General features: G+C 42.1%; 17 protein-coding genes. 10 read left to right on the top strand and 7 right to left on the bottom strand.

Annotated elements, in window-relative coordinates; genetic code table 11:
• Positions 1 to 183: 183 nt before the first annotated feature.
• Positions 184 to 447: a 30S ribosomal protein S20 gene (gene rpsT, locus BLV54_RS04485; RefSeq protein WP_090568371.1), complete on the bottom strand. Its 264-nt coding sequence runs from the start codon at positions 445 to 447 to the stop codon at positions 184 to 186.
• Positions 448 to 728: 281 nt separating this feature from the next.
• Here rpsT and rplM point away from each other — a divergent pair, with 281 nt between their 5' ends.
• The 4 genes from rplM (at position 729) to erpA (ending at position 3,204) form a co-directional block, all read left to right on the top strand.
• Positions 729 to 1,163, top strand: a complete 435-nt coding sequence (rplM, locus tag BLV54_RS04480) for a 50S ribosomal protein L13 (RefSeq protein ID WP_090568368.1) — start codon at positions 729 to 731, stop codon at positions 1,161 to 1,163.
• Between the two features lie 3 nt (positions 1,164 to 1,166).
• Entirely contained in the window at positions 1,167 to 1,559 is a 393-nt protein-coding gene (gene rpsI / locus BLV54_RS04475) for a 30S ribosomal protein S9 (RefSeq protein WP_090568365.1), read from the top strand.
• A gap of 90 nt (positions 1,560 to 1,649) precedes the next feature.
• Positions 1,650 to 2,678, top strand: coding sequence for an N-acetyl-gamma-glutamyl-phosphate reductase (gene argC, locus BLV54_RS04470; RefSeq protein WP_090568362.1), 1,029 nt, complete (start codon positions 1,650 to 1,652; stop codon positions 2,676 to 2,678).
• 160 nt (positions 2,679 to 2,838) lie between these two features.
• Positions 2,839 to 3,204 carry an iron-sulfur cluster insertion protein ErpA gene (gene erpA / locus BLV54_RS04465; protein WP_090568360.1) on the top strand — a complete coding sequence of 122 codons (366 nt, stop codon included), beginning with the start codon at positions 2,839 to 2,841 and terminating at the stop codon, positions 3,202 to 3,204.
• A gap of 18 nt (positions 3,205 to 3,222) precedes the next feature.
• Here the strand turns inward: erpA and BLV54_RS04460 are convergent, their stop codons facing one another.
• A complete protein-coding gene (locus BLV54_RS04460) occupies positions 3,223 to 4,323 on the bottom strand; it encodes an anhydro-N-acetylmuramic acid kinase (protein WP_090568358.1) in 1,101 nt (366 codons plus the stop codon).
• A gap of 44 nt (positions 4,324 to 4,367) precedes the next feature.
• Positions 4,368 to 5,582, bottom strand: coding sequence for a peptidoglycan DD-metalloendopeptidase family protein (locus BLV54_RS04455; protein ID WP_371113271.1), 1,215 nt, complete (start codon positions 5,580 to 5,582; stop codon positions 4,368 to 4,370).
• Positions 5,583 to 5,849: 267 nt separating this feature from the next.
• On the opposite strand from BLV54_RS04455, the gene tyrS reads away from it, so the two are divergent.
• Positions 5,850 to 7,064 (top strand): tyrosine--tRNA ligase, encoded by a 1,215-nt coding sequence (gene tyrS, locus BLV54_RS04450; protein WP_090568352.1) that lies wholly within the window; start codon positions 5,850 to 5,852, stop codon positions 7,062 to 7,064.
• Positions 7,065 to 7,394: 330 nt separating this feature from the next.
• Positions 7,395 to 8,762 (top strand): DEAD/DEAH box helicase, encoded by a 1,368-nt coding sequence (locus BLV54_RS04445; protein WP_090568349.1) that lies wholly within the window; start codon positions 7,395 to 7,397, stop codon positions 8,760 to 8,762.
• A 127-nt stretch (positions 8,763 to 8,889) separates the two neighbouring features.
• Here BLV54_RS04445 and BLV54_RS04440 read toward each other — a convergent pair whose 3' ends face one another.
• The 4 genes from BLV54_RS04440 to rfbA all read right to left on the bottom strand — a co-directional run bounded on the left by BLV54_RS04440 (position 8,890) and on the right by rfbA (position 12,887).
• Positions 8,890 to 9,639 (bottom strand): alkaline phytoceramidase, encoded by a 750-nt coding sequence (locus BLV54_RS04440; RefSeq protein ID WP_090568346.1) that lies wholly within the window; start codon positions 9,637 to 9,639, stop codon positions 8,890 to 8,892.
• A gap of 79 nt (positions 9,640 to 9,718) precedes the next feature.
• Positions 9,719 to 11,092: a DNA repair protein RadA gene (gene radA / locus BLV54_RS04435; RefSeq protein WP_090568343.1), complete on the bottom strand. Its 1,374-nt coding sequence runs from the start codon at positions 11,090 to 11,092 to the stop codon at positions 9,719 to 9,721.
• A gap of 293 nt (positions 11,093 to 11,385) precedes the next feature.
• Positions 11,386 to 11,931 (bottom strand): dTDP-4-dehydrorhamnose 3,5-epimerase, encoded by a 546-nt coding sequence (gene rfbC / locus BLV54_RS04430; RefSeq protein ID WP_090568339.1) that lies wholly within the window; start codon positions 11,929 to 11,931, stop codon positions 11,386 to 11,388.
• 2 nt (positions 11,932 to 11,933) lie between these two features.
• Positions 11,934 to 12,887 carry a glucose-1-phosphate thymidylyltransferase RfbA gene (rfbA, locus tag BLV54_RS04425; RefSeq protein ID WP_256329120.1) on the bottom strand — a complete coding sequence of 318 codons (954 nt, stop codon included), beginning with the start codon at positions 12,885 to 12,887 and terminating at the stop codon, positions 11,934 to 11,936.
• 183 nt (positions 12,888 to 13,070) lie between these two features.
• Here rfbA and BLV54_RS04420 point away from each other — a divergent pair, with 183 nt between their 5' ends.
• The 4 genes from BLV54_RS04420 to BLV54_RS04405 all read left to right on the top strand — a co-directional run bounded on the left by BLV54_RS04420 (position 13,071) and on the right by BLV54_RS04405 (position 20,182).
• Positions 13,071 to 14,708, top strand: a complete 1,638-nt coding sequence (locus BLV54_RS04420) for an ABC transporter ATP-binding protein (protein ID WP_090568337.1) — start codon at positions 13,071 to 13,073, stop codon at positions 14,706 to 14,708.
• Positions 14,709 to 14,776: 68 nt separating this feature from the next.
• Positions 14,777 to 16,006, top strand: a complete 1,230-nt coding sequence (locus tag BLV54_RS04415; protein ID WP_090568333.1) for an endonuclease domain-containing protein — start codon at positions 14,777 to 14,779, stop codon at positions 16,004 to 16,006.
• 11 nt (positions 16,007 to 16,017) lie between these two features.
• Positions 16,018 to 17,055: a hypothetical protein gene (locus tag BLV54_RS04410; protein ID WP_143032418.1), complete on the top strand. Its 1,038-nt coding sequence runs from the start codon at positions 16,018 to 16,020 to the stop codon at positions 17,053 to 17,055.
• Entirely contained in the window at positions 17,048 to 20,182 is a 3,135-nt protein-coding gene (locus BLV54_RS04405; protein WP_090568326.1) for a helicase HerA domain-containing protein, read from the top strand. Before BLV54_RS04410 ends, BLV54_RS04405 begins: the two co-directional genes overlap by 8 nt.
• Positions 20,183 to 20,190: the final 8 nt, after the last annotated feature.

Here is a 20,190-nt window from a genome sequence, read left to right as displayed (position 1 = left end):
GCCTTGTACGTCTCATCCGGTACTGTCGACAGGTTCGCATGCAATACCCCAGCAAACATTACCCCACAGGCTATTGCTAGCCCCTTCAGCCATTTCCTGGCATTCATTCCTCTCTCCTCCCTTTTTGCTTTTTTTAAGTTTCTTTTTTAAAAAATTAATACACGAAAATTTCTACCCAGATTATCACACCATAGCTTTAATCGAACTTGCTAAACGGCTTTTATGCCGCGCGGCCTTATTTTTATGAATAATCCCTTTATCTGCGATAGAATCCAAAATACTGGTTGATTTCCTAAACACAGTCTCAGCTAAATTTTTATCTCCGGATTCAATCGCTTTTCTTACGCTTTTGATCGCAGTTCTCATTCTGGACCGCAAGCTAAAATTTTGCTCTCGCCTCACGATAGTTTGTCTTGCCCGCTTCTTGGCTTGCGCAGTATTGGCCATATAATTCCTTAATTCTTGCTAAAAAAACTCAGGATGTTACGTTTATTCTAGAAATAATGCAATATTACGTTACTATCAATACTCTTCAATCAGATAGTAAGTAATCCGAGAAAAAGCTAGATTTTCCATTAGAAATCTAATTATCTGCCAGCTCTCTGCAGACTGATTTTATACTGGAAGAGACTTGAAAATTGACAATTTCTTTTGATTAGCATAATATTCTTTGTTGATTTGTGTATAAGAAGAATACACTCAATAAAATACAAAGCGAGATAAGTTCAGTGAAAACCTTTTCAGCTAAACCACATGAAATCACACATGATTGGTTTGTTATAGATGCGACCGATAAAGTTTTAGGAAGATTAGCTGCAGCGATAGCACATCGTTTGCGTGGAAAACATAAACCTATCTATACTCCTCATATTGATACAGGAGATTATATCGTTGTCGTTAATGTTGACAAGATACGTGTAACGGGTAATAAGGCAGAAGATAAGAAATATTACCGTCACAGTGGCTATCCTGGAGGAATATACGAAACTAGTTTCAAGAAAATGCATGCACGTTTTCCTGGAAGGCCTTTAGAAAAAGCAGTTAAAGGCATGTTACCTAAAGGTCCTTTAGGCTATGCCATGTTCAAAAAACTTAAGGTGTATGCAGGAGACACACATCCTCATACTGCACAGCAACCAAAGCTATTAGACATCAGGGCTTAATTTATGGCAATAAATTATAATTACGGGACCGGTCGCAGGAAGAGCGCTGTAGCTAGAGTCTTTATTAAACCGGGAAATGGTCTATTTACCATAAATAATAAGCCACTCGATGAGTATTTCTCACGTGAAACCGGTCGCATGATTGTTCGTCAACCGCTTGAGTTAACTGGTAACGTGACGAATCTGGATATAATGGTCAATATCTGCGGTGGCGGAGAATCTGGACAAGCAGGGGCAGTACGCCACGGAATAACCAGGGCTCTAATTGATTATGACGCTTCCCTTAAACCGGTTTTAAGTAAGGCAGGTTTTGTGACACGCGATGCGCGTGAGGTTGAGCGGAAGAAAGTTGGTCTACGAAAAGCACGGCGGCGTAAACAATTTTCTAAACGTTGATTTGTTGAACTTTTCAATAAAAAAGCCGCCTATATTGGCGGCTTTTTTGTTTTACCAGAATTAAGATACGCTCTAGTGCACAGGAACTCTATGATAAAAGTCGGTATAGTAGGCGGAACAGGCTACACAGGGGTGGAGTTGTTACGCATTCTCGCACAACACCCAAAAGTTCAATTAAAAGTAATCACATCGCGCCAGGAAGCTGGCATGTCTGTTGATGAATTATTTCCCAGTTTACGTAAACAAGTAACACTTAAATTTACTGATCCCAGCAAAGCGGAGCTAAATAAATGTGATATCGTTTTTTTTGCAACGCCCAATGGAGTTGCTATGCAACAGGCAAAGGCCTTGTACGACGCTGGTGTTCTTGTTATTGATTTATCTGCAGATTTTCGTATCAAAGATGTCGCGGAATGGGAAAAGTGGTATGGAATGCCTCATGCTTATCCGGAATTAGTTGCAGAAGCAGTATATGGCTTGCCTGAAATAAATCGTGAACAAATAAAAAATGCGCGACTAATAGCTAACCCTGGTTGTTATCCTACCGCAGTACAATTAGGCTTCTTGCCTTTAATTGAAGCTGGGGTAGTAGATATGAATCATCTGATTGCTGATGCTAAATCAGGAGTATCAGGCGCAGGACGTAAAGCAGAAGTCCATACCTTATTTTCAGAAGCTGCTGATAACTTCAAGTCTTATGCAGTGCCAGGGCATCGCCATCTACCTGAAATAAAACAGGGCTTATCCAATATAGCTAAGAAACAGATTGGTCTTACCTTTGTGCCTCACCTTACACCCATGATTCGCGGAATACATGCAACGCTCTATGCAAAACTTACTAAAAAGGTTGATTTGCAAACTTTATATGTGGATCGTTATGCCAAAGAGCCATTTGTCGATGTACTGCCAACGGGCAATCATCCAGAAACACGCTCCGTCCGGGGATCTAATTATTGTCGAATTGCAGTACATCGCCCCCAGGATGGCGACATTGCGGTAATACTTTCGGTAACAGATAATCTCGTGAAGGGCGCAGCGGGGCAGGCAGTACAAAACATGAATATCATATTTGGATTTCCGGAAACATTAGGAATTGAACATGCTCCATTATTGCCTTAAACAATATTTTGAACTTAATTTATCCTATTGAATAAGAAACTGTTCCAAGAGAAATACTTCTAAATAAAATAAATTTCAGGCATAAGCTGATTTTTAAAATACCAAAATAACAATATAACTTATTCAAGATTTTTATTTAATAATAGATAGGTGGAGAGATATGAGTGCAACGATTACTAACGCAAATACCGAAAAGCAGTCACCTTTATTTTTTACTGAGAATGCAGCAGACAAAGTTAAGCATCTTATAGAAGAAGAAGGAAACCATAATTTAAAATTAAGAGTCTTCGTAAGTGGGGGAGGATGTTCAGGCTTTCAATATGGTTTTACTTTCGATGAAATCATTAATGAAGATGATTTTGTTATAGAAAAAGAAGGAGTAAAACTCTTAGTTGATTCAATGAGTTTCCAATATTTAATTGGTGCCGAAATTGATTACCAGGAGAATCCTCAAGGAGCGCAGTTCATTATTCGGAACCCCTCTGCGGCAAGTACATGCGGCTGTGGCTCTTCCTTCTCTATTTAATTGTTTAGCCACCGAGGCTCAGGCAGTATAAATTGCCCCAAGAATCCGGTGACCTTGAGCACCCGTAACAGAGGGAAGATTACCAGGCACTTTACTAATCGTTTGTTTGGCTAACCAGGCAAACGCAAACGCTTCCATCCAATCTGCATCGATACCCAACATATCGGTCAGATTCACGCTTTTCCCAGGTAAAGCTGCTTCCAGCTCAGCTACCAACTTTCCATTGCGTGCACCCCCTCCACACAAATAAATTTCTTCGGCCTCCGGGAAATGAAGCTTTATGGATTGCGCAATTGCTTCAACCGAAAGTCTCAGCAATGTTGCTTGCACATCTTTGGGTGATTCTTTTCCATGCAAATAACTTTTTAACCACTCACTATTAAACATCTCTCTACCCGTACTTTTCGGTGGTGGTAGCGAGAAAAAGGAAAATGCTAGCAATGCTTCCAGTAATCCTGGAATAATACATCCAGTTTCAGCCCAAGAGCCATTGTGATCATAGATGCTTCCTTTGTGCTGTAAACACCAAGCATCCATTAATATATTCCCTGGGCCGCAATCAAAACCAATAACCTCCCCCTTAGGTGAAAGACTAGTAATGTTTGCAATGCCACCAATATTAACTATGATACAATGTTTTTCTGGACGGCCAAACATAACTTGATGAAATGCCGGCACCAAAGGAGCACCCTGCCCTCCTGCTGCGATATCACGATTTCGGAAATCTGCAACTACAGTAATACCAGTAAGTTCCGCCAAAAGTGCAGCATTACCTAATTGGATACTATAAGCACTTTCAGATTGAGGACAATGTCTCACTGTCTGCCCATGACAGCCAATAGCAGTAATACTTTGCGAGCTAATCCCACTTTTGCCAAGAAGACCTTCTACCGCATCAGCATATGATCTAGATAGTTTATTACTCAGTAAAGCAGCACGATGAAGCTCATCATAGCCAGCCTGATTTAACGCCAACAACTGCTCCCGTAAGTATTTGTCGTACGCCAAGAAATAAGTCTGGATCAAGGAAGGAGTCGAAGAATTAAAGTCGACTAAAGCTGCATCCACTCCATCGAGGCTTGTTCCAGACATGATCCCTATATAAAGAGATTCTCTCAAAGGATTAACTCGCTAAACTGTAGTATATTTATAAAACCTAGGAATCAGTTGGCGGAAGCAAAATTGGCATTACGAAGCAGATCTAAGCGAGCAACAAGTTCTTTAGTATCTCTATGAAATGCAGCTCTATTTCTTTTACTGATAGGAAGTGCAGCAGGCATTACCATCTTTGACGGATCGCGCTGAACACCATTTATACGAAGCTCATAATGTAGATGTGGACCTGTTGCCATTCCGGTTGAACCAACATATCCGATCACTTCACCTTGCTTAATATATCTTGTTTTTTGTATTCCTTTTTTGAAAGCGGATAAATGACCATAAGCAGTACTGTATTCTTCCCGGTGCTTTAATACGATCAGGTTACCATATCCGTTCTTCCACCCACTGTACTCTAATATTCCATCTGCCGTTGCCATAACAGGGGTACCAGTTGGTGCTGCATAATCAATTCCCCTATGAGCTCGCCATTGCTTCAATATCGGATGGAAACGAGCATTTGTGAATCCTGAACTGATTCGAGAAAATTCTAGTGGCGCTCGCAAAAACGGTTTGCGTAAACTCTCACCGGAAGGTGTATAGTAATCACCTTCTTCATCGGGGGCTTGGAAATAGACTGCCCGATAAGATTTACCCTTGTTGATAAATTCAACCGCTAAAACACGCCCATATTGAGTATTCTCGCCATTATCATGAAAAGTCTCATAAACAACCGTGAAACGATCACCTTTTTGCAAGTCGCGGTAAAAATCAATATCTGATGCGAAAATATTAGCAATCTGGATCGCAATACTAGTGGGCAATCCAGCAGCATCCGTAGCTGCAAACAAAGAACTTTCTATAACTCCAGACCCAACACTGACACGCGCGTTTACTTCAGCAGATTGCTCGCTCATTTCATAAGCATCATCAACCTTCTCTATGAGGAACTGCTCACCATTGCCATAAAAATATCGTAGCGCTAACAATTCCCCATCTGCTGTTGTTTCAGCATGAATAATTTCTCCTGGTTTGAGTTGCCGCATTGCCTTACTGTCTTTGGCAGCGCGTAAGAAATTGTCTTTATCCTGCTGATTAATTTCCAAGCGCGAAAGAATCGCAGCAATCGTGTCCCCACGACGAATGTTTTCCTGACGCCAGAAAGCACTATTAGTATCAGTAGAAATTGCCATTTCAGGAAGTGGAAGAGTACGAACAATTTTACGTTCCGGGATATCTTGCAAAGAAGTATTTGGCGCGATACCAAATGCAGTTACCATACCAAATAGGGGCAGACTGGATAAGATTGTTAACCACCGTAATCTTTTATGTGTAAACACCGATGGCTTTTGCGCTAGAATTCTCATTTTATCGCGTGGTGACGTATATAGCATCTTATGTTACATCTCCTATCTATTGGAGCCCTGTTATGAGCCGGCCGTAAAGTCTAGCACAAAAATGTGCAATCACTAGCCTGGTATTCCATAGCAAACAAACTTAAAATAAGCAAATTCTTAAGATCCCAAAAATAACCCATTGTATTTATTGTGCCTAATTCAATTACCGATCAATTAAAAAAAATCAAACGCGGTTGTCATGAACTGTTGGTAGAAGAAGAATTAATCCAAAAACTCAAGGCCGGCACTCCTTTGAGAGTTAAAGCCGGATTTGACCCTACTGCGCCTGATTTGCACCTGGGTCATACGGTATTGCTCAATAAGCTACGCCAATTGCAGGATATGGGTCACCATATCCTATTTCTGATTGGTGATTTTACGGGAATGATCGGCGATCCTACTGGTAAAAATTCAACACGCCCTCCGCTAACACGTGAGGAAGTCACGCAGAATGCAAAATCTTATACAAGTCAGGTTTTTAAAATTCTTAGATCGGACCAGACCGAAGTAGTATTTAACTCCACCTGGATGGATAAACTTAACGCCGCTGATCTAATCAAACTTTCTGCAACTCACACTGTTGCCCGGATGCTGGAAAGAGACGACTTCAACAAACGTTATCGTAATAACCAACCTATTGCTCTCCATGAGTTTCTCTACCCGCTCATTCAAGGCTATGACTCAGTTGCCCTCAAGGCCGATATCGAATTAGGCGGTACTGACCAAAAATTCAATTTATTGATGGGACGCGAATTACAAAAACATTTTGGCCAGCTCCCTCAATGCATTCTCACCATGCCATTGCTGGAAGGATTAGATGGCATCAACAAAATGTCCAAATCTTTGAATAACTATGTTGGTATTACTGAAAGCCCTCCCGATGTCTTCGGAAAACTCATGTCAGTTTCCGATACTTTGATGTGGCGCTATATTGAGTTATTGTCATTTGAATCATTAGATACTATCCATGAGTGGAAGCAGGAGGTAGAGCAAGGTCGAAATCCACGAGAAATTAAAGTACTGTTTGCTCAGGAGATCGTTACCCGCTTCCATACTAAGGCGGATGCTGAGAAAGCACTGATCGATTTCGAGACTCGCTTTAAAAAAGGGGCGATACCAGATGACATTCCTGAAAAATTACTCCAGATTGACGATAACAATATTTCTATTGCCCAGTTACTGAAGCAAGCAGGATTGACATCTAGTAGCAGCGAAGCGTTGCGGATGATTGAGCAGGGAGGTGTAAAGCTAAATGGTAATAAAATTATCGATAAGGCAATCCAAATAGCAGCAGGTGAAACCATCATTATCCAAGTAGGCAAGCGTAAATTCGCTAAAGTAACGATAACTTCAGCCAAATATTAATGCTTGCTATCTGCTTTCGCACCAGTTCCGAAAGTAAATAGCGTTCTTTCTTTAAGATAGCCAGCTTTTTTGACTCGGCAATTGAAAAAAAGACTCGACATATTTGGTAATTCCGGTATACTGCATGGTCTACTCAAATAGTAGCTATCTTTTTAGATTCCATCGTTTCTGACCTTCTTCCGATTTTCCCACTACGTAGTCTGGAAATTGCGTAATACCACTGGTTAGCTGCGATGCTTTATTTTTGCGCCAGCGGTATTTGTTACCTACGAGTTTCTGGTCTCAATCCCTGCTCGCGTATTTTTTATTTATACACATCAGGAAAACAACGTGTCTTTTGAAGATTTGAATTTACATCCCGCTATTATCAAAGCAATTAATGATTTAGGTTACACCACACCAACACCTATCCAACAACAAGCTATTCCACAATTAATTCAAGGTCATGATGTCATGGCTTCGGCCCAAACAGGCACTGGCAAAACGGCTGCATTCATGTTACCTGCACTTCATCGCATCGCTACACCTACAAAAGTACATGGTCGTGGACCGCGCATCCTCGTATTGACACCCACTCGTGAATTAGCCTTGCAAGTCTCTGATGCAGCAAGCAAGTATGGCAAATACCTGCCTCGCATCAAAGTCGTTAGTATTTTGGGTGGAATGTCTTACGTATTGCAAAACAAATTATTATCTCAAAATGTCGATATCTTGGTTGCAACACCCGGACGTCTAATCGACCATATTCAGCGGGGACGTATTGATTTCTCCCGCCTGGAAATGTTGGTATTAGACGAAGCAGATCGTATGCTAGACATGGGATTTGTCCAAGATGTCGAAAGTATTGCCTCAGCTACACCATCAAGTCGTCAAACATTATTGTTCTCCGCCACACTTGACTCGACGATAGACAAAATTGCAGCACGTTTATTGAAGTCCCCTAAACGTATCCAAGTTGCTTCACAGCGCACCAAGCTGGAAAACATTGAGCAGCGACTTCATTACGTGGATGATCTCTCTCACAAGAATAGACTGCTCGATCATCTATTGCGTGATCAATCACTCAAGCAAGCCATTGTTTTTACTGCAACCAAACGTGACGCAGATGAATTAGCTGATGATCTCGCAGCACAAGGACATGGGGCTGAAGCACTCCACGGCGACATGAGTCAGCGTGAACGCACGCGCACGTTGACTAAACTGCGTAATGGCAGACTTCGTATACTGGTTGCAACTGATGTGGCGGCAAGAGGAATTGATATCGCCGATATCACTCACGTTATTAATTTTGATTTGCCGAAATTTGCTGAAGACTATGTGCATCGTATCGGACGAACAGGCCGCGCTGGCGCTTCAGGCGTTGCTGTTTCCTTTGCCTCCGGGAAAGATAGCATCAGCCTGAAGAGAATTGAACGTTTCATGGGTCAGCGCATTACCCCTTCTGTCATTCCAGGGATGGAACCAAAATTCAAGCCACGAATTGGGCAAAATGAGGGAAAAACCCAAAAAGTTCCTCATGTTGTTCATAAGCGTAATCGTTCTTGGGCATCAAATGAAAAAAATTCATTTAATCACGCAGATTCAAACAGGAACCACCCTCATAAATTCGAGCGTTCCACTGGTAACGATGGCAAGAAACGCTCCTTTAGACGCCCAGGTCAACTCAACTCAGGAATTTATGCTGAATCAAGCAATTAATTATCTGTGAAAAGCGAAGACTGAACAAACAACTACGGCAGATCACTGCCGTAGTATACTGTTTATTTATTTGCCATCAGTCTTGCAATAGATTTGGATATTTTCATTTCTAATTACCTTTCCTTATTTAATCTGCTTGATCAAATCTCTCTGCTAATCTTCGCTTTTTTAGCATACGTAGAATCCAGTAAACGGCAAGACCCGCGAGAAGATGTTTAACCATGTGACCACTAATAATCTGACCGAAATGATAGATCTCCTCATCCAGTATTTCTGCCAGCTTAGCCAGACCATAAAGGGAAATAACCACGTAAATATCTCGTCCTCGCGTATAGCGAGATGGAAACAGAATCGCCAGTAAAACGATCAATAGTATCGAGTAGACTTGCACGACGATATAAAAATTCAGGCTCCCGACACCTTGTAACTCACTCCAGTACCAGTAAATTACACTAGCAGCTCCAATTATTAGTAATACTGGTAACCATTGTAAGCCTTGTTTGACACCAATCCGCTCCGTCATGGTTGCAGCTAATAGGCCCATGATTCCAGTTGCTATGGGTAACCTATCCCAAAATAAAGTATTGTTATCTGGTTGCCAATGATAATAAGCTGATCCCACACTTGCCAGGATAGTGCTTAAAAATACGATCACGTATGGCCAACATTCCGATAATGCAGTAAACGTTTTTTGTGAGGGCAACACCAGCACATGTCTCAGGAATACTAAACCAGCTACCCCAACAACCAAAAAAATCAGATTAGAAATAACGTTGAAAAAATTAGGGATACCCAGAAATGAGCGCTGGTCAATAAATTCATGATAAGAAAGAGGTTGAGGAATGGGCGGCAAGATCGCAGCAGCTAGCAGTCCCATAATGAAAAGTATTATCAGAATACAAGATCTGGCCTTCATGATCTTCAGTTTTGGTTATAAAAATCGGATTAATACTTCTTCAACGCAATTGAATCACTGCTTCTTCGATCCGCTGCACCGCGATAATTTCAAGGCCAGGGATAGATTGTTTGGGCTGATTGGCTCTGGGAATAATCGCTTTAACGAAACCCAATTTGGCTGCCTCTTTTAATCGCTCCTGACCACGCTGAACGGGACGCACTTCTCCTGCCAAGCCGATTTCACCGAACACCACTATTTTTTCTGGCAATGGTTTGTTTTTCAGGGAAGAAACAATCGCAAGGACCACAGCCAAATCTGCACCAGGCTCTGTGATTTTGGCACCACCTACCGCATTGATAAAGACATCCTGATCAAAGCAAGGTATGCCTGCATGTCGGTGCAATACCGCCAGTAACATTGCCAGTCGATTTTGTTCTAATCCCACACTTAATCGCCTGGGATTAGGCGCATGCGCAGCATCTACCAATGCTTGGATCTCTACCAATAATGGACGCGAGCCTTCTTGTGTCACCATCACACAAGCACCGGGCACTCGGCTATCATGATGGGAAAGAAACAAGGCTGAGGGATTGCTCACTTCACGCAGACCTTTCTCGGTCATTGCAAAAACACCCAATTCGTTGACGGCGCCAAAGCGGTTCTTGAATGCCCGAATCAAACGAAAGCTGGAATGGGTATCACCTTCAAAGTACAGCACGGTATCCACCATATGTTCCAGCACACGCGGTCCAGCCAGTGCACCCTCCTTGGTAACATGACCAATTAGAAGCATGCAGATTCCTTGAGTCTTAGCTAATCGTGTCAACTGAGCAGCACATTCGCGCACCTGAGCAACTGACCCTGGTGCCGATTGCAGCGCATCCGAATAAATTGTCTGAATCGAATCAATCACGGCCACTTTGGGTTGAGATTCAGCAAGTACTGCCTGAATGTTTTCCAACCGAATTTCTGTCAACAGTTTGACTGCTGACACCTCAAGCGCCAAACGTTTGGCACGTAGTGCAACTTGTTGCGCCGACTCCTCCCCACTGACATACAATACCTCGTGCCGGGCCGACATGGCCGAGAATGCCTGCAATAACAGCGTGGATTTACCAATACCGGGATCGCCACCAAGCAGGACAACCCCTCCCCGCACCAAGCCGCCCCCCAATACGCGATCAAATTCGATTATCCCTGTTGAGTAACGCGGAGATTCTTCTGTTTCAACCTCATTTAAATTGCATACTTGGCTAACCTCAGTTGCAGAAATATAGCGAAAGCCATTTTTATCGAAACTCGTGAATCTCGTTTTCTCAGCAACTGTTTCTACTAGCGTGTTCCATTCCCGGCAATGCGGGCACTGGCCCTGCCATTTCAAAGTTTGGCCACCACAGGCATTGCAGAAATAAAGCGATTTAGATCTAGTCATTGACTAAACCTAGAAACCGCAGTTGGACGGGGAGGAGCGTGTGGTGATCCAGATACGAGGTAAGGCGCGATGAGGCCGCAGGACAGCTCTTTGCAACGAAGAGCAACGCCGCATTCGCGCCCTGGAGCGACATATGATGTACCCCGTAGCGGTCTCACCATTCTGGTAAATAAGAAAATTTCGAAAATGCCTCTATATGTAATCGGTTTAACTCTCCAATCAAGCGGTCAATTGTGGTTTTTAGGTTAAAATAATTGCTGCTATTACCCTGACCAAAAGGTCAGACCAGCCCATTAGTCGTAAACCTCTGCCTCGTAAAAAGATTTTCCTTGCGAATCTTTGGTCGATAGTACAGGTTCACTCTCAATGGGCCAGTGGATATTTAATACTGGATCATTCCACAGAATACAACGCTCATATTCAGGTGCCCAGTAATCAGTTGTTTGATAGAGAAATTCTGCAAATGCTGAAAGTACGACAAAACCGTGGGCAAAACCTTCAGGGATCCAGAGTTGTTTCTTATTTTCCGCACTAAGAATTTCTCCCACCCACCGCCCAAATGTGGGAGAAGTTTTACGAAGATCTACTGCCACATCAAACACTTCACCTGCAATCACACGCACCAACTTACCCTGAGGCTGCTTGATTTGATAATGCAATCCGCGCAAAACATGTTTCACAGAACGGGAATGATTGCTTTGGGCAAACATAACATTTCTACCGATTAAAGCGTCGAATTGGCGCTGATTATAATTTTCAAAGAAGAAACCACGCTCATCACCGAATACGCGTGGTTCAATGAGGTATACCTCAGGTATCATTAATTGCGTAGCTTTCATATTCAACCAAACCTCTCCTCATTACTCGCACTGTCTATATGACCATGCTTGAGAATCTGCATCAAGTACTGACCATAACCATTTTTAGTTAATGGATGAGCCAGCTTTTCCAATTGGGCAGCATCAATCCATCCTTTTCGATAAGCAATTTCTTCTGGACAGGCTATTTTAAGTCCTTGTCTGTGTTCTATCGTTGCCACAAATTTACTGGCATCCAGCAAAGAATCATAGGTACCCGTATCGAGCCAGGCATAGCCACGACCCATAATTTCAACATTGAGCCTATTTTGAACTAAATAAATCCGATTGAGATCAGTAATTTCCAGTTCATTACGTGCTGAAGGTTTAAGACCTTTCGCAAAATCAACTACCTGTTGATCATAGAAATATAAACCAGTTACAGCATAGTTTGATTTTGGCTGCTTGGGTTTTTCTTCTAGATCGACCGCAAGCCCTTTTTGATCAAACTCAACCACACCATAACGTTCAGGATCATTGACATGATAGGCAAAAACACTCGCACCTTCTTGACGCATCATGGCATTCTCGAGTAAATAATGGAAATCATGCCCATAAAAAATATTATCCCCCAGAATAAGTGCAGAATTATCATTGCCGATAAATGATTCGCCAATAATAAAAGCTTGAGCCAATCCATCTGGTGAAGGCTGAACAGCATAAGATAAATTCAGCCCCCAGTGCTCACCACTTCCCAGCAGATATCTAAAAAGCGGCGTATCCTGTGGTGTAGAAATAATGAGAATATCTCGAATACCCGCCAGCATCAGTGTACTTAGCGGATAATAGATCATTGGTTTATCAAAAATCGGTAGCAGCTGCTTGGAAATAACCTGAGTAACAGGATATAGCCGTGTGCCAGAACCACCCGCTAGAATAATACCCTTTCTTCGGCAAACGGCAGTCTGTGTCTGATTAACTGGATGCATTGGAGTCATTTTTATCATTTTATTGCGTTAAATTTGAATGCTTCTATCAATTATTCGAACAAAAGCCTGACTAAAATAGATTATATAAATTGGCCATAATGTTTCTTGTACTTAACGACGTGTCTAATTTTTTCTTTACCTCCCCTGCTGCAAAATGCATCAATTGTATCTTGATATTTAGATAAGCTGGTCATGATCGAAAAACATTTGCTCCGCCGCTTTATAGCATGGATTGCTCCCTACAGAACGATGGTCGCAATCGCTATCAGCAGTTTAATTGCCGTTGCAGTGACTACATCCCTCTTACCATTACTCATCAAACAATTACTCGATAGTATTCTAGTCATTGAACATGAATTAGAAGAATTTCAGTTTGTTCTACTCACTATACTCGGCTTATTAACTTTACATGGTGTCGCAAACTTTTTTAATAGTTACGCAATCAATTGGATAATCGGGAAAGTCAGTATGGATCAGCGAAAATTACTGTTTGAGAAACTCCTGGCGCTACCTGTTTCTTACCCAGAAGAAGCGGATCCAGATAAGCTCAATGCCAACCTCTTCTCTGATATCGAGCAGACTACTGATGACATCGTTCAGATACTCACCATTCTAGGGAAAGAAATATTAACAGCAATTGGCTTGCTGACAGTGATGCTGTTCTTAAATTGGGAATTCTCAGTCATGGGACTTCTAGTCGCATTGATTATTGGCTCAATCATGCAATTTATCTCTCAAGCAAGCGACTTGGATCAGAAAACACCTCATCTATCAATGGCCTCCCCTCTCTTATCCTTAACATCGATCAAACACATCAAATCGATCAAGCTCAATGGCAGCCAGTTACAAGAAAGCAAACATTTTTGCAATTCCATTGAGCAGCAAAGAAGTCTTAACCTAAAGCAAGCAACTGTCAAAACGTTTAGCAAAACCCTTGCATTCTTAATTATTGCTACGATTTTAGCGGTATTCTTTTTCCTTTTTAAGCAGCAAATCTCTCTTGGCATGATGACGGTCGGAGATGCCGGTGCTTTGATCACAGCAATACTAATGCTTGTTCTTCCAGTAAAACAATTACTAAACATACTGACATCTTCGCAAAATAGGTTACACATCATCCACAATATCGATTCACTCCTTGCCCAGCAAAATGAATCTGATCCAGGGAAAGTTGAGATAGCAAGCGCGCGCGGTCAAATACGGTTTGAAGAAGTCAGCGCTTATGATTACTCACAAACCTGCCCTCCCCTCTTCAATCTCACATTGACGATCCAGCCGGGTGAAATCGTTGCGTTGGCAAGTTCCAGCGAAGATCAGGAAAGAACATTAATCGATCTCATTGCACGTTTCATTCACCCAACAAATGGCAGAATATTGCTAGACGACATCGATATCGCCACAATAAAGCTAGCTGACTTGCGTGCCAATATTGCCTGGTTAACACCTGACACCAAGCTTCTCAACGATACCATCGCAGCCAATATCGCATATGGTACAACGCACTGCGCAATGGAAGCCAGCATCATGAAAGTTGCACGCACATGCCATGTGACAAAATTTGCTCGTGAAATGCCGCAGGGACTGCAAACCAGAATCGACAGAAAAGATGTTGAGTTCTCGGCAAATCAGCACCAACGTATCTTGATCGCCCGGGTGTTACTTAAAAACCCGACGATTGTCATTATTGATGAAACAACAGCCGTATTCGATATTCATTGCCCTTTGGTAAACCAGGCACTTGATGCTTTAATCCAAGACCGCACTACTCTAATTATCTCATCCCAGCCAAGCATGCTTAGCAAAGCGCATCGGATCCTCAAGCTAACATAGCTAAATGACTGGATTACAGAAATGATACTTTCTTACTGATAGGCTTATCCCATAAAACAGGTAAATGAATGGTTTTCAACCTTGATATAGCTCAAACAAAACGAATGGAATTTGTTCTTTCCCAGCTTCACACACACCAGCAATGGCGCAAACAAGGCATTCCAACACTTTCTACTTTAAGTGGATATCCTAACAACATTCGGAAAATATGGCAGAGATGGATAACAAACCATACATTAACAACAATAATTTGGTCGCCTACTACAACTCAATCACTATTTTTATGTTGGTTAGAAGAACTGCTTGCAAGACAAGCACTAGATAAATATTTTTTAGAATATCTAGCAATAATAAATAAAAGCACAACAGAGACTATCCTTCACCATCTGGTTGGGAAAACTCGTTATGAATTAGATGTATTTCAACAACAACTATCTATAAACCTTTCCACGGTTGGCAACGTTTTATTGCGCTGGTTTATTGACCGGATTGCACAAAAACAGGAAATTACTCCTCTTTTGACCACGGAGTTAGTAAAAATCTTAAATGTTCAAAAGAGACAAGATATACAAAATGACATAACAGTATTTACAGAATTTTTTCCACTTAAAATTCTTCCTGCCATGCTGATTGAAATCACTCACTACGATCAGCTCATCTCCCCTTCAATTCACTCTATAATTCAGCTCACAGAATCCCTTCCGGGACTTCCAATTGCCTTATCAGTATCATCTAGCACCTTGGCACATTATTTTTCCTGCACGGCTGAGTCCAGAATCAAAACGATGCTGCGCACAGCCCTGGTTGCCATAGATCAAGAGGGCGAGCAAGAGATCAAGTTACCATCTGAAATTAACCGTTTCCTGCAACAGCACCACGCATCAATTCAATTAATTGATGAAGCCAAAACGCTGATTCGAGCACTCTCTGAAACACATAATGACCATTCAAATGCCAGAAGCCAGGCTGAACTGTTTCTGTTTAATGTACTGGAGCTGATACCGGATACTTGTGGCATTTTCAAGCTCAATACCAGAATGCCATTTACATTTGGAAATCAAGCTATGGAGATCGATTTATACGCACCTGAAGAACGAATCGCTGTTGAAATCGATGGTTATTATCACTTTCAGGAATCAAAAATATGGCGCAGAGACCGTCGCAAAGATCTCGAACTACAATTACAGGGAATTCTGGTACTCCGTTTTTTGGCAGAAGATGTAGTCGCCAGATTGGAGGAAATTCTCGATACAATAAGATTTGCCTTACAAGCTGGTCGTAAAAGAAGACGAATATAAGGATGACTAAAATGAACATAGCAAAATCTATGCTTCAATTACATGAGTTGATTTTGATCCGTCTAACCGCTTCACCCGATAAAGGGCTCATTACCAGCGAATTAAGAAAATCACTCAATCCGTTATTTGTGAATCCTCCTTCTATCGATAAATGGTCAAATCAGCTAATAAAGCTAGTTGAACAAAATTTGTTACAAAAAATAAGTCAGGCTCGATATTGCATCACCGCATCGGGTATGAAATCGGCTTTGCAAATTTTGAAAATGCCGCCTTCCTCTGAGACGATCCGCTGGCAAACCCTGAAAAACTGTTACTTGCTTCCCCTTGCACTCGGCATACCGGCTCCTACAAATGATCGCGATCGCGATCGCATATCCAGTGCCGATGGCCTTCGAGCTCAGGTGTTAGCGCATGCTTACCAACTACCGTTAGGGCCTTACCCAACCTTGACTGAAACCCGAGATTATCTGCTCTGGCAACAATTAACAAACCCTCAAGTAACTACTCACCTGAAAAACCGACTATCCGTTTCAGACCCAAAACCATTCACTCAAAATAACCTCATGACATCGCTGCTGAACACCCTGCTAGATTCAAGACGTGAATTACCATGGGAATCTGCACTTAAGCAGCTCGTTGCTAAAGCGACCAATGCCCGGCGTACAGATCCTGAAGAAATACGGATCGCTATTCTTAAAGCGGCCACTACTGAACTCCCTCTTCCCGACTCTCAGCCAAAACCAATCGATCTAGAAGCATTTGCCGCACAAGTAATGCAATCGGCAAAATGTTGCCAAACTGGCCGGTTCGGTGAGAATAAAATATTCATCTCTCATGTCTGGAAGCAAATGGGTATCGATGGGAAGCAGTCAGGGCTTGATTTCGATAAATTTAAACAGCTACTTACTCTGGCAAATAACAAAGGATTGATTAATTTAAGTCACGCTGATCTTGTTTATAGCATGAATCAAGATGATGTGGCTGCCTCAGAAACACACTATCTGAATGCTATCTTCCATTTTATTCGACTGGAGCCAGGAAATGTCTGAAAGTATAAAAGATCCTCGATTCAATATTTTTTGCTCATCTATCAAACCAGAAACCTTTCTTTCAATTACCTTCCAAAATCAAATATGGTGTCCTGATCCCCATGATGTGAAGAGCATTCATCAAAGTGGTCGAGAATGTTTTGAATATCTGTTAAGTAGGATCAATTCCTCAGTACACCTGGATTCAGGTCGCATTCTGCTATTACTGGGAGAATCTGGAGCAGGCAAGACACATTTGATGCGCACATTTCGCAATTATGTGCATGAACATGGTCTTGGCTATTTTGCATATATGCAAATGACTTCCTCTGTGTCTGACTACGCACATTATGCCCTCTACCGCACTATCGACTCTCTCGATAAGCCCTATTATCAGCCGTCCGGAGATCTGAGTGGACTCATGCGCCTATCCAATGTTCTAATCGAGCAAGATGCTATCCCTAAAAGTAAAATCGAATGCCTACGTACTAATGAGCTGAGTCAAGGAGATTTAGCAAATTTGATTTATGAGATTGCCGATCTGATTATTAAGCAGTTTCGCGGACAAGATTTAGATTTGATTCGGGCGCTACTTTACTTACAATGTGACGATGCTTCCATTCACGCCAGGGTTTTTAAATATCTTCGTTGCGAACCTTTAGCAGAATATGACAGTAAAGTATTAGGTGGTCTTCCACCACGCATACAAGGGAATCCGCTGAATACGCTTGAGGCGCTAGCCAAATTAATATTAGCTACTGATACAGGTGCGTTTGTTATTTGTCTTGATCAACTGGAAGGTATTCATCAAGTAATCGAAGATTCAGATACAAAATTTCGTCTTGCAATGGATGCAATGATTACACTGGCAGAAATACCTAATGTCATTGTTGTAATCGCCTGCTTGTCTGATATCTATGAAATACTCAAAAGAAATCTATCAACATCTCAGCTCGACAGAATCGAAAAGAATCCCAATCCAATCACCCTCACGACTAAACGCAGTACTGAGGAAATACAAAAATTAATTGCCACGCGACTGCAAGATCTATACGACAGTGAACCAATTACTTACGATGAAAACACCCCACTTCACCCATTCCCATCAGATACTCCAGAAAAACTTACTGGAATGAGCAGTCGTCAAATTCTAAACTGGTGTCGCGAACAACGAGAACGTTCAATTAAAACCAAGCTGCCTCCTGAAGCTCCTAATATTGATATCGTAAAACCAGAAGGTAACGACCTCGACACTGAAATCGAAATGTCACAACGATGGAATGATTATTTAGTAGAATCACATCCAGTGCCAGGAGATGAGCACGAGTTACTGCAATTGCTCGCAAGCTCAATTGAACATTGTGCGAAAGAATTGAACAACTCACACCAACTTCAGTGTTTGTTGCGTCAAGGATTTCTGGATATCAATATCCACGATTCCGCAGGAAATGTAAATCAACAGTTAACTGTTGGGCTATGCCAGAAATCATCGCAAGGGGGGTCATTGGCCAAGCAAGTTGATCAATTGCAAGTGGGAGCGGGTAAACGAAAACCGATCGCCCTTCGCTCAACGGAATTTCCTTCCAACCCGCAAACACAGATCGCTAAGCGATTAGGAGAATTCATAGCAGCCGGCGGGCAAAGGATTGTGATTGCTGATTCCGATTGGCGCACCATGGTCGCTATGACAGCATTTCAACAGGAATATGAAAACCACCCTAAATTTTTGCAATGGTTGCGCGCTGAGCAACCATTGCTTAGTCTACCTTCGTTGCAACAGATTTTGAATATAGCGAATGCCGATTCTCCCCCGCCACCTGACCTAGTGCCGTCAGTTATTTATCCAGCTAATCCATCACTCTTACGAATCGGCTTTACACAAGATTATCAGTCGCGCCCTTATGAAATCAATCATGCTGAATTGGTTCGTCATGCCGCTTTTCTTGGTGGTTCAGGTAGCGGCAAAACTACATTGGCCTTGAATATCATCGAGCAATTACTATTACAAGGTGTATCTGCAATTCTATTAGATCGAAAAGGGGATTTATGCAGTTATGCCCAGGAAGCAACTTGGCAGACTCCAATAGCAGATCCTGAGCGCACCAAGATGCGTGATAGGCTCAGCGCTAAGATCGAAATCGCCATCTATACCCCTGGCACAATAGAAGGTCAGGGACGTGCCTTGAGCATTCCTATCGCACCTTCTGGACTGGGGCATCTTCCTAGCGGAGAACGCCAGCAACTAGCCAATCATGCCGCTTTTGCACTAGGCAGAATCATGGGCTACAAAGATTCTGGGCAAGATAAATCCCGTATCGCTATCCTTGGACAAGCGATTGCAATTCTAAGCGAATTACAGCTGGATCAGGCTTTATCACTCGATTCATTGATGGACTTTATTGATAGTGAAGATCCGCTATTACTTAATGCAATTGGCAAGCTTGACTCAAAATTATTCAAGAAACTGGTTGGAGACTTGCAAACATTGAGCCTGACAAGTGGTAATCTTTTTGCGCAGCACGGAGAATCACTCAATGCACAAAATTTGCTAGGTCTTTGGCCCGATAAGCATACAGACAAAACTCGTCTAAGTATCATCAATACAGCTTTTCTCGGTAATGATGAAAACATATTATTCTGGGTCGCGCAGTTTTTGCTGGAAATAAACCACTACGCAAAAAGATCTCCCAGTGACAAACTCCAGGCAGTCATCCTGTTAGACGAAGCCGATCTTTATCTTCCAGCCCAATCCAAACCAGCAACTAAAGAGCCACTGGAAAATTTACTTAGACGTGCGCGCTCGGCAGGCTTAGGGCTTATGCTCGCCACACAAAGCCCAGGGGATCTGGATTACAGAGCCCGCGATCAGATTTCTTCATGGTTTATTGGACGGGTCACACAGAACACGGCTCTTGATAAATTACGTCCTCTGCTCAGTGAAGCGAAAATTGATATCTCTAGCAAGCTTCCTAACCAGACGACTGGAGAATTTTATGCTATTCATAATGGCGAAGTCGGCAGCTTCAAGGCAGGTCTTTCTCTAATTCAAACTAAGCAGGTTTCATCAGCTGAAATATTGAGGTTAGCGAGCAATAAAACGGCTATTTCATCTTTTTCGTCACGTATTAGATCTTTCTTTTTTGGTTAAAAATGGGC

Source organism: Nitrosomonas sp. Nm33 (assembly GCF_900107265.1).
Lineage (GTDB): Bacteria > Pseudomonadota > Gammaproteobacteria > Burkholderiales > Nitrosomonadaceae > Nitrosomonas.
This window is presented reverse-complemented; position numbering and strand designations above follow the sequence as displayed.